Here is an 11666-nt window from a genome sequence, read left to right as displayed (position 1 = left end):
AGAGAAAAGAATAAGATTGTGGAATAAATAAAAAAGTAATGAAAAACCCTTAAAAGGTGTTTTTTTTCAATAAATGGTAGTTTTTTACAAATAAACGGTAAGTTTTTATTGTTTGTTTAAATAAAAATAGCTACATTGGTCCTATATTTGAGAAGTACAAATAATTAAAACCCCAAGATTATGAAAATATTTACCCCAATCCTATTGTTATTTTTAACATTTTCTACGGTTGCTTTTTCACAAATTTCGGATATTGAAAAAAACGCATTAATTGATTTATATAATTCAACTAATGGAGAAAATTGGAACAACTCCTGGGACCTTACCAAAGATATAAGCACTTGGCACGGTGTAACAGTTAAAAATAATGTTGTTGTTGAATTAAATTTAAGTATGAATAATTTAGAAGGTACTTTACCTTCTACTATTGGAAATTTAAATTCATTAACAAATTTAAACCTTGGGTTTAATCAGTTACACGGAACTATTCCTACTGAAATATGTAAAAACAAATCCTTAGAAACAATTGAATTATTTATGAATAAACTTGAAGGTGAATTACCTGCAAATATTGGTGAAATTAATAACTTAAAAGAATTAGTTTTATTTAATAATTTATTAACGGGTGAATTACCAAGTTCTATTTATAATTTAGAAAAATTAGAAATTCTACAATTGAGTAGTAACAAATTTACTGGAGCTATTTCTAAAAGAATTGGGAATTTTAAAAATATTGAAGTAATAAGTTTTTTCGATAATGAAATGTATGGAGAACTTCCAATTGAAATAGGTAAATTAGAAAATTTAAAAGAGTTGGCACTGTCTAACAATTTATTTGAAGGGACGTTACCTTCAGAATTAAGTAATCTTTTAAAACTTGAAACCTTATTACTTAATGAAAATAAACTTATTGGAGATATTAATTTTATAATTAAAGATTTATCTTCTCTTAGAAATGTTGAATATAACAATTTAATGAAAACCCCAACCCCTATTTATTCGAATCCTGTATCTCAGGCTAGAATTTCATTAAAATAATCGTTAGAATTAGTTTGGAAAAAAAAATCACTCTATTGAGTGATTTTTTTTGTTAAAAAGTTAACACTATTTAACATAGTTGTATATGCAACTAATTATTATTTACTTTAATTTTGCCAAAAACCATAGAGATGTTTTTGGACAATGAGTTAATTCCACATATAGGCAAAACCGGTAAAATGCTTGGAACTGTTATTACCAAAATTTTTAAGGATAAAAATATAAATTTATCACGCGAGCAATTTGTGGTATTAAAAATTTTATCGGAAAAAGATGGTCAACAGCAACAAAATTTAGCCTTTATTACTGAATGTGATAAAACTTCACTATCTCGTCTTATCTCTAATATGGAAAAGAAAAAACTCATTTCTAGAAAATCGAGTAGCATAGATAAAAGAATTAAAAACGTTTATTTAACCACCTATGGAAAAAATATTTTTAAAACTACATTTCCAATTGTAAAACAAACTATAGGTTATTTACAAAAAGGCATATCTAACGAAGATTTAAAAACTTGTATTGCAACAATTGAAAAAATACAACTAAACATAAACAAAGAACATCTATTCAAATTATGAGAAAAACAGTAATAATAATAGTAAGCATTATTGCGCTAATTGGAGCTATTTTTGCAGGTAACAAAATTGCAAATTTGAGCAAAAAAAAGAAACCTACTTTTAACAAAATTGTAAAAACGGTATATACTAAAAAAGTTGAAAATAAAAGTTTACCAGTAACAATTACAACAAGTGGAAATTTAGTTGCAAAAAATAAAATTGATTTGTTTGCAGAAGTTCAAGGTGTTTTAAAACCTATTGGTAAAGACTTTAAAGCGGGTACTGAATTTTATAAAGGTCAAACAATTTTAGCTTTAAATAGTGATGAGTTTTATGCCAATCTGCAATCTGTAAAAAGTGCTTTTTTCAATAGTTTAACTGCAATTATGCCCGATATTCAATTAGATTATCCTAATGAATATAGTAAATGGCAGGACTATTTAAGTAATTTCGATATTAATAAATCAACGCCTATTTTACCTAAAACTAATTCTGAAAAAGAAAAATTCTTTATTTCAGGTAGAGGAATTTTAACTAATTACTATAATGTTAAAAATTTAGAAGCAAAACTCTATAAATATACTTTAAAAGCACCTTTTTCAGGCATTTTAACGGAGGCCTTGGTATCCCAAGGAACCTTGGTAAGAGCTGGGCAAAAATTAGGTGAATTTATTGATACCTCAGTGTTCGAACTAGAAGTAAATGTTAATGAAGCTTATGCTCATTTATTAAAAAAAGGAAATAAAGTTAAGGTTAGTAATTTAAATAATACAAAAAAATGGAATGCAACTATTGTTCGAGTAAATGCTAAAGTTGATCAATCAACACAATCCATTAAAGCTTATTTACAATTAAAAGGAAAAGATTTACGAGATGGAATGTACCTAAATGCTGAATTAGATACTAAAGAAATTGAAAATGCTATTGAAATTTCCAGAAAATTATTGGTAGATGACAGTAAAGTTTTTATTGTAAATGATACCGTTTTAAAATTGGTTAAAATTGATCCTATTTACTTTGGAAATGAATCTGTAATTATAAAAGGTTTGGAAAATGGAACTTCTATTTTATCCAAAAGTTTACCAGGAGCATATGATGGTATGTTAGTAAAAACTATTAACGAAAAAGAATAATGAAAAAAATAATTACTTATTTTATAAAGTATCCCGTTGCAGTAAATATCTTCATTGTTTCTTTTTTAGTTTTTGGGGTAATTGGAGTACTTTCAATGAAATCTTCATTTTTTCCTTTATCCGATTCGGATGAGATTAAGGTAAACGTAACCTATCCTGGAGCATCTCCAGAAGAAATGGAAGAAGGAATTGTTTTAAAAATTGAAGACAATTTAAAAGGTATTGTTGGTGTTGATAGGGTAACATCAGTTTCACAAGAAAATTCTGCAACAATTAATATTGAGGTTGAAAAAGGCAAAAATATTGATGTTGTTTTGGCAGATGTTAAAAATGCCGTAGATAGGGTTCCTTCATTTCCTTCGGGAATGGAACCTCCAATTATTGCAAAAATTGAAAGTGTAAATCAAACAATTACATTTACCGTAAGCGGTGATGATTTACCGTTAGCAACAATAAAACAGTATGGTAGAAATATTGAAAATGATATAAGAGGAATTGATGGAATTTCTCAGGTGTCTTTAACAGGTTTTCCAGACGAAGAAATTGATATTTCATTAAACGAAAGTGAGTTACGCGCATATGATATAACTTTTCAACAAGTAGCAACAGCTGTTTCTGATGCCAATTTATTAATTTCTGGTGGAAATATTAAAACTTCAGAAGAAGATTATTTAATTAGAGCTAGAAACAAAAAATATCAAGGAATAGAACTATTAAACATAGTTGTTAAAACTGATGCTTCTGGAAATATTATTCGTTTAAGTGATATTGCAACAGTAAAAGACACTTGGTCTGAAGAGCCTGATAGAATTTATTTTAATGGAGAAATGGCTCTAAACATTTCCATTACAAATACTAATAGTGAAGATTTAATTAAATCGGCAAACCTTATTAATGAGTATATCGATAAATTTAATCAAGAACATGATAATGTAAGGATTGATATAGCAAGTGATAATTCTATTGTTTTAATGCAAAGAACTCAATTATTAGCTGAAAATGGTACAATTGGTATTTTACTAGTGTTGTTATTTTTATCTTTATTTCTTAATCCTAAATTAGCATTTTGGGTTGCTGTAGGACTACCAATATCTTTCTTCGGTATGTTTATTTTTGCACCAATGTTAAATATTACCATTAATGTTCTTTCATTATTTGGGATGATTATTGTTATTGGTATTTTAGTTGATGATGGTATTGTAATTGGAGAAAATATTTATAACCATTATGAAAAAGGTAAAAAGCCAATTAGAGCAGCCATTGATGGAACTTTAGAGGTGGTTCCTCCTATTGTTTCTGCAATACTTACAACTTTATTAGCATTTTCTACATTTTACTTTTTAGATGGTAGAATTGGTAAATTTTTTGGTGAAGTTGCCTCAGTTGTTATACTTACGCTTACAATTTCACTAATTGAAGCATTAATAATTTTACCTGCACATATTGCACATTCTAGTGCGTTGGTTAAACGTAAGGATGAATTTGGCAATTTAATTGTACGAAAAAAATCAAAAATTAATCAGTTTTTTTCTGCTGTAAATAAAAAATCGGAACTGTTTTTATTTTTTATTAGAGATAATATATATGCTCCATTTTTAAAATTCTTTTTACGAAATAAACTTGCTGGATTTGTAATTCCATTAATCTTATTAATTTTAACAATAGCAAGTATAAAAGGAGGAATTATAAAAACAGATTTTTTTCCAAAAATAGCGAGTGATAGGATTGCTATTACTTTAAAAATGCCTCAAGGAACAAATGAAAAAATAACAGATTCTATTATTTCAAAAATTGAACAAAGTGTTTGGCTAGTTAGTGAGGAATATACTAAAAAGCAAACAGGAAACCTTCCAGTTGTTCAAAATATAATTAAACGAATTGGACCCGGAACATCAAATGCAACTTTAACTATTAACTTACTTCCAGGAGAATCTCGGGATTTTTCATCTCCAGATATAACAACTTCAATAAGAGAAAAAGCAGGTAAATTTTATGGTGTAGAAAGTCTAAGCTTTGGTTCTGGAGGTAGATTAGGTGGAAGTCCAATTGCAATTTCTCTTTTGGGTAACAACATTAACGAATTAAAGGCTGCTAAAGAAGAATTAAAAGCAGAAATGAATAGAAATCCTGAATTAAAGGATATAACAGATAATGATCCTCTTGGAATTAAAGAAGTTCAAATAAGTTTAAAAGATAACGCGTATTTATTAGGACTAAATTTACGTACCGTTATGACTCAAGTTCGTTCTGGTTTCTTCGGATATCAAGCACAACGTTTTCAACGTGGACAAGATGAAATTAAGGTTTGGGTTCGATATAAAAAAGAAGATCGTTCATCTATTAAAAATTTAGATGATATGTGGATTAATACACCTAGCGGTGGTAAAGTTCCTTTTTCTGAAATTGCCACTTATACTATACAAAGAGGTGAAGTTGCAATAAACCATTTAGAAGGTAAACGAGAAATTCAAGTTTCGTCAGAATTAACAGATCCAACGGCAAGTGCAACGGAAGCGTTAGATGATATTAAAATTAATGTATTACCCAATATTTTATCTAAATATCCAACTGTATCAGCTATTTATGAAGGTCAAAATAGAGAAGCAGCAAAAACAGTAGGTTCGGCAAAAGTTGTATTTCCAATAATTTTACTGCTAATTTATATTACAATAGCGTTTACATTTAGAAGTTACGATCAACCTTTATTATTAATGATAATGATACCATTTAGCTTAATTGGTGTTGCTTGGGGACATTATATACATGGCTTTCCAATAAATATACTTTCAGCTTTAGGAATTATTGCCTTGATTGGGATTTTAGTAAACGATGGATTGGTGTTGATTGGTAAATTCAACTCTTATTTAAAAGAAGGCTTAAAATACGATCAAGCACTTTATAAGGCAGGTTTATCCAGGTTTAGAGCTATTTTTTTAACATCATTAACAACTATTGCAGGTTTAGCTCCTCTTCTACTTGAAAAAAGTAGACAAGCTCAGTTTCTAAAACCAATGGCAGTTGCAATTTCTTATGGGATTGGAATTGCTACTGTGTTAACACTTGTTATGTTACCTCTATTACTTTCTTTAGGAAATACAATAAAGGTTAATTTAAAATGGTTACGTACCGGTAAAAAAGTTACTAAAGAAGAAGTTGAAAGAGCAATTATTGAACAAAAATCAGAATATGATGCAGAACATTAAATTAATAATATTAGTATTTTTCTTAGGTATAGTTTCGAACTACGCTCAAGATTCAAAATTATTAACAAAAAAACAAGCTGTAAGTTTAGCATTAGAACATAATTATGGAATAAAAATGGCCAATAATAATGTTAAAATTGCTAAAAATAATGCTAGCATATATAATAGTGGTTATTTACCTAAATTGTCTGCAAATGCAGGTATAACTTATAGCAATAAAGATACCGAGAACACATTACAAGATAATACTCTTATAAAAATTGACGGAGCAGAATCTACAATTTATAATGCTTCAATAGGTGTAAACTATACTCTCTTTGATGGTTTTGGAAGAAAATATACCTATCAAAAATTAAAAGAAAGTTATAATTTATCAGAACTAGAAGCACAAACAATAATTGAAAACTCACTTTTACAATTGTTTACTTTGTATTACGAAGTCTCTGAATTATCCGAAAACAATGAAAATCTTTCTCAATCATTATTAATCTCTAAAAATAGATTAAAAAGAGCTCAATATGGATATGAGTACGGTCAAAACACCAAGCTAGAAGTACTAAATGCAGAAGTAGATGTTAATAGAGACAGCATTACTTATATAAATACGGCACGTTTATTAGCAAATTCAAAACGAAATCTAAATCTAGTTTTAGGTAGAGATGTAAATACAGATTTTGAAGTTAACACTAATTTAAAATTTGAATTGGCCTTTGACCTTGAAACCTTAATGTCTAAAGCAAAAAAGTACAATGTTGAAATGCAAAAAGTAAATAAAAATATAGAACTAAGCGATTTTGACATAAATATAAATAAATCCAGTTTATTACCTAGCCTAAGTCTAAACAGTTCATATAGTTATAACGATACCGAAAATGATGCTGCATTTGCCTTTACACAACAAATTTCAAGTGGTTTAAGTGCGGGATTAAGTTTAAACTGGAATATTTTTGACGGAGGTTCTGCCAAAACTCGTATACAAAATGCGAAAATAAGCGCAGATAATTTAAAAGTTCAAAAAGAACAAATTACAAATGAACTGGAAAGAACAGTTTCAAATGCTTTAGAAATATATAACAACTCTTTATTTATTTTAACTTCAGAAGAAAAAAATGTTGAAACAAGTTTAAGAAATTTTCAAAGAACAGAAGAGCAGTTTAAACTTGGACAAATAACTTCAATTGAATTTAGACAAGCTCAAGTTAATTTATTAAACTCAAGATCTAGTTTTAATAGTGCAAAATACGATGCTAAAAATGCAGAGTTATTATTGCTACAACTTACCGGAGATTTATTAAATCAGGAATTCTAATAGTTATATTAATAACTTAAAAAAACCGAATGATAAAAATCATTCGGTTTTTTTTTGTCTTAATTATAATAAACTAAATTTTATTTCAATTCACTTTCGTTTGTATTTCAATATTTTAAAAGAATTCTAATTGTTTTTACTAATTTTTAAATAGTCTATAAAAAGTTTGTAACAATGATTACTTATAGACAAAAATACCGCCTTAGAATGATAAAAGTCATATTAAACATAAATAAATGAAACTAAATTTGTTTGAATAAGTATAAAGAATAACCAATAATAATTAAATAGATGGAGACGGTACAAGAAATTAAAACTAGAGTATACAAGTTCGGAAATAAGGAAGCCGATGGTAATAGTACTATGAAAAACCTATTAGGAGGTAAAGGAGCAAATTTAGCCGAAATGAGTAAAATTGGAATTCCAGTTCCTCCTGGATTTACCATTACTACAGAAGTTTGCACAGAATACAATTTACTAGGGCAAGAAGCTGTTGTTGATATGATAAAAGCTGAAGTTGAAGCTTCTATAGAAAATATAGAACATATAATGGGTGCCAAATTTGGTGACAAAGAAAACCCATTATTAGTTTCGGTTCGTTCTGGAGCGAGAGTTTCAATGCCTGGTATGATGGATACAGTATTAAACTTAGGATTAAATGATGAGGCAGTTATAGGATTAGCTAAAAAATCGGGGAATGAACGTTTTGCTTGGGATTCTTATAGACGCTTTATTCAAATGTATGGTGATGTTGTTTTAGGAATGAAACCTGAATCTAAAGAAGATATTGATCCTTTTGAAGAAATTATGGAACACCTAAAAGATAAAAGAGATATTGAATTAGACACCCAATTTACTATTCAAGATTTAAAGGATTTAGTATATGATTTTAAAGATGCCGTAAAAAAACGTACAGGACACGATTTTCCAACTGACCCTTGGGATCAATTATGGGGAGCAGTTGTAGCAGTATTTAATAGTTGGAATGGAGATAGAGCCGTTTATTACAGAAATATGCACGGTTACCCATCAGATTGGGGAACAGCTGTAAACGTTCAAGCAATGGTTTACGGTAATATGGGCGAAAATTCTGGAACCGGTGTTTGCTTTACTCGTGACGCTGGAACTGGAGAAAATGTTTTTAATGGAGAATATTTAATTGATGCTCAAGGTGAAGATGTAGTTGCCGGAACAAGAACTCCGCAACAAATTACAAAAGAAGGTTCTTTGCGCTGGGCTCAATTAGCAAAAGTTGATGAAGAAGACAGAGTTGCAAATTACCCTTCACTAGAAGAATTAATGCCTGCTATTTACAATGAATTAAATGAGTATCAAAAAAAGCTTGAACTACACTATCGTGATATGCAAGACATGGAGTTTACAATGCAAGATGGTAAACTTTGGATACTTCAAACCCGAAATGGTAAACGTACTGGTGCTGCAATGGTTAAAATTGCAATGGACTCAATGAAAGAAGGTTTAATTTCTGAAAAAGAAGCTTTATTAAGTATAGAACCAAATAAATTAGACGAATTATTACACCCTATATTTGATCCAAAAGCATTAAAAAAAGCACACGTAATTGCACAAGGACTACCTGCATCTCCTGGAGCTGCAACTGGTAAAATTGTATTTTTTGCAGATGAAGCAGCAAAATACAAGCACAGTATATTAGTTCGTATTGAAACCTCTCCAGAAGATTTGGAAGGAATGAACATCGCAAAAGGTATTTTAACTGCACGTGGAGGTATGACATCTCACGCAGCTGTTGTTGCACGTGGTATGGGTAAATGTTGTGTTTCTGGTGCTGGAGCTCTAAAAATTAATTATAAGGATAGAACCTTAACTGTAGACGGACATGAATATCATGAAGGTGATTGGATTTCTTTAAATGGTTCTACCGGAAATATAATTGAAGGAAAAGTAGCAACTAGTGAACCGGAATTAAGTGGCGAATTTGCTGAAATAATGGAGCTTTCTAATAAATATGCTACTATGCAAGTTAGAACAAATGCAGATTCTCCTAAAGATGCCAAAGTAGCTGTAAAATTTGGAGCTCAAGGTATTGGTTTAACACGAACCGAGCATATGTTCTTTGAAGTAGACAGAATTAAAGCTATGCGCGAAATGATTTTAGCCGATACTGTAAAAGGTAGAAAAGAAGCTCTAAATGAATTATTACCAATGCAACGTAGTGATTTTGAAGGAATTTTTGAAGCAATGGCTGGATTACCAGTTACAGTTCGATTATTAGACCCACCTTTACATGAATTTGTTCCTCACCAATTAGAAACTCAAAGAAGTTTAGCCGAAGACATGCATATTTCTTTAGCAGAGGTAAAAAGTAAGGTAGCCGAGCTAGAAGAATTTAACCCAATGTTAGGTCATAGAGGATGTAGATTAGGAATTACATATCCTGAAATTACCGAAATGCAAGCTAGAGCTATTATTGAAGCTGCCTTAAATTTGAAAGAAAAAGGAATTGAAGCTAAACCTGAAATAATGGTTCCGTTAATTGGTACTATTGCTGAATTTGAAAGTCAAGAAGCGATTATTAGAACAACCGCAAATAAAGTTTTTGAAGAAAGAAATGACTCCATTGAATATTTAGTTGGAACAATGATAGAAATTCCTCGCGCTGCTTTAACAGCCGATTTAATTGCTAAAAAAGCCGATTTCTTCTCATTTGGAACTAATGATTTAACTCAAATGGCGTTTGGTTATTCTCGTGATGATGCTGGTAAATTTTTACCTATTTATATAGAAAAAGGTATTTTAAAAAATGATCCATTTGAAGTATTAGATCAAGAAGGTGTTGGACAATTAGTTCAAATGGGAACACTAAAAGGTAGGAGTTCTAAACCTAATTTAAAAGTAGGTATTTGTGGTGAACATGGTGGTGAACCAAGTTCTGTAGAATTTTGCTATAGAACCGGAATGAATTATGTTAGTTGCTCTCCTTATAGAGTGCCAATTGCTCGTATTGCTTCTGCACAAGCGGCAATAAAAGAAAATGCATAATTTAATTTTTTTAGTTAATAATAAAAACTCCATCTTTAATTAGATGGGGTTTTTTTGATTAATGTCAAGATCAATTATCATCGAAAAGTTAGTGTTCAACTTTAATTTTACCAACTAAATCTACTATATTCGCAACATGATAAAAGTTGTTATACTTGGTGGAGGAAACTTAGCATTTCATTTAACAAATACTATGTTAAAAACATCCTCAATTAATTTAGTTCAGGTATATAATAGGAGTTTAAGTAAAATCAAATATTTAAAAGGTAAAACTTTAATTACTAACAACATAGACGAATTAAAAGACGCAGATATCTATATTGTTTCAGTTTCAGACAATGCAATTTCAGAATTAACGTCAAAACTAGTATTGAAAAACAAACTAGTTGTTCATACATCTGGAGCAGCAAATATCACAGAACTTCAATCTAATTCAAGAAAAGGTGTTTTTTATCCGCTCCAATCTTTTTCAAAAGAAAAAGAAATTAATTTTAAAGAAGTTCCTTTTTGCTTAGAAACAGAGAATAAATTAGATTTTAAATTGCTTAAAAAAATTTCAACTTTACTTGGAAGTAATTCTTATAATATTAATTCGGAACAACGAAAAAAGTTACACGTAGCAGCTGTATTTGTTAACAACTTTGTAAATCATTTATATTATTTAGGAAATGAAATTTGTGATGAAAATAACATTCCATTTGAAATTTTAAAACCATTAATAAAAGAAACTTCAAACAAAATAATTGATTTACAACCTTTCGATGCACAAACTGGACCGGCAATTAGAAAAGATTCAAAAACAATTAACAAACATTTAGAATTGTTGAATGAAAATCAACAAAAAATATATTCAATACTTACAAAATCGATAATAGAAACTTATGGAAAAAAGTTATAAAGAAATAATGCCTCAAATTACAACATTTATGTTTGATGTAGATGGAGTTTTAACAAACGGAATGGTTCATATTTCATCATCGGGTGAATTAACACGTTTAATGAACACAAAAGATGGTTACGCCATGAAAACTGCTGTTATGGCTGGCTATAATGTTTGTATTATTTCTGGTGGAAACAATGAAGGAGTTCGAAAAAGATTGGAAGCATTAGGTATAAAAGATATTTATTTGGGTGCCCATGCTAAAATGGAATTATATGAAGACTATATAGCTAAAAACAATATTAAACCTGAAGAAATATTATATATGGGTGATGATATTCCTGATTTTCCTGTAATGAAATTGGTTGGATTGGCAACTTGTCCAAAAGACGCTGTGGCTGAAATTCAAGGAATTTCTGATTATATTTCACAAAAAAAAGGAGGCTTAGGTTGTGTAAGAGATGTTATTGAACAAGTTTTAAAAGTTCAAGGTAAGTGGGAAGGACAGTATAATGCTTAAATTAA

8 protein-coding genes are annotated in these 11666 nt (G+C 29.4%); all 8 read left to right on the top strand.

Features of this window, described 5'->3' with window-relative positions; all coding sequences use genetic code 11:
* Positions 1 to 180: 180 nt before the first annotated feature.
* The 8 genes from Q0776_RS07510 (at position 181) to Q0776_RS07475 (ending at position 11661) form a co-directional block, all read left to right on the top strand.
* On the top strand, positions 181 to 1038 hold the full coding sequence (locus Q0776_RS07510; RefSeq protein ID WP_298366625.1) for a Two component regulator three Y domain protein: 858 nt from the start codon (positions 181 to 183) through the stop codon (positions 1036 to 1038).
* Between the two features lie 131 nt (positions 1039 to 1169).
* Positions 1170 to 1616, top strand: coding sequence for a MarR family winged helix-turn-helix transcriptional regulator (locus Q0776_RS07505; protein WP_298366623.1), 447 nt, complete (start codon positions 1170 to 1172; stop codon positions 1614 to 1616).
* Positions 1613 to 2728 (top strand): HlyD family efflux transporter periplasmic adaptor subunit, encoded by a 1116-nt coding sequence (locus Q0776_RS07500; protein WP_298366620.1) that lies wholly within the window; start codon positions 1613 to 1615, stop codon positions 2726 to 2728. Before Q0776_RS07505 ends, Q0776_RS07500 begins: the two co-directional genes overlap by 4 nt.
* Entirely contained in the window at positions 2728 to 5931 is a 3204-nt protein-coding gene (locus tag Q0776_RS07495) for an efflux RND transporter permease subunit (protein WP_298366618.1), read from the top strand. Before Q0776_RS07500 ends, Q0776_RS07495 begins: the two co-directional genes overlap by 1 nt.
* Complete coding sequence (locus Q0776_RS07490; protein ID WP_298366615.1) at positions 5915 to 7240, top strand: TolC family protein; 1326 nt, start codon at positions 5915 to 5917, stop codon at positions 7238 to 7240. The genes Q0776_RS07495 and Q0776_RS07490 overlap by 17 nt, the downstream gene beginning before the upstream one ends.
* A gap of 291 nt (positions 7241 to 7531) precedes the next feature.
* Positions 7532 to 10261 carry a pyruvate, phosphate dikinase gene (gene ppdK, locus Q0776_RS07485; RefSeq protein ID WP_298366613.1) on the top strand — a complete coding sequence of 910 codons (2730 nt, stop codon included), beginning with the start codon at positions 7532 to 7534 and terminating at the stop codon, positions 10259 to 10261.
* A 136-nt stretch (positions 10262 to 10397) separates the two neighbouring features.
* On the top strand, positions 10398 to 11159 hold the full coding sequence (locus tag Q0776_RS07480; protein ID WP_298366611.1) for a Rossmann-like and DUF2520 domain-containing protein: 762 nt from the start codon (positions 10398 to 10400) through the stop codon (positions 11157 to 11159).
* Positions 11143 to 11661, top strand: coding sequence for an HAD-IIIA family hydrolase (locus Q0776_RS07475; protein ID WP_298366608.1), 519 nt, complete (start codon positions 11143 to 11145; stop codon positions 11659 to 11661). The genes Q0776_RS07480 and Q0776_RS07475 overlap by 17 nt, the downstream gene beginning before the upstream one ends.
* Positions 11662 to 11666 lie beyond the last annotated feature (5 nt).

Origin of the sequence: uncultured Lutibacter sp. (genome assembly GCF_947495725.1) — a bacterium.
In the GTDB taxonomy this organism is placed as follows: Bacteria; Bacteroidota; Bacteroidia; order Flavobacteriales; family Flavobacteriaceae; genus Lutibacter.
This window is presented reverse-complemented; position numbering and strand designations above follow the sequence as displayed.

Bases quoted from the DNA above. Each gene is read 5' to 3' on its own strand.
- Q0776_RS07505 (WP_298366623.1), top strand. From the start codon at position 1,170: ATGTTTTTGGACAATGAGTTAATTCCACATATAGGCAAAACCGGTAAA.
- Q0776_RS07490 (WP_298366615.1), top strand. From the start codon at position 5,915: ATGATGCAGAACATTAAATTAATAATATTAGTATTTTTCTTAGGTATA.
- ppdK (WP_298366613.1), top strand. From the start codon at position 7,532: ATGGAGACGGTACAAGAAATTAAAACTAGAGTATACAAGTTCGGAAAT.
- Q0776_RS07500 (WP_298366620.1), top strand. From the start codon at position 1,613: ATGAGAAAAACAGTAATAATAATAGTAAGCATTATTGCGCTAATTGGA.
- Q0776_RS07480 (WP_298366611.1), top strand. From the start codon at position 10,398: ATGATAAAAGTTGTTATACTTGGTGGAGGAAACTTAGCATTTCATTTA.
- Q0776_RS07475 (WP_298366608.1), top strand. From the start codon at position 11,143: ATGGAAAAAAGTTATAAAGAAATAATGCCTCAAATTACAACATTTATG.
- Q0776_RS07510 (WP_298366625.1), top strand. From the start codon at position 181: ATGAAAATATTTACCCCAATCCTATTGTTATTTTTAACATTTTCTACG.
- Q0776_RS07495 (WP_298366618.1), top strand. From the start codon at position 2,728: ATGAAAAAAATAATTACTTATTTTATAAAGTATCCCGTTGCAGTAAAT.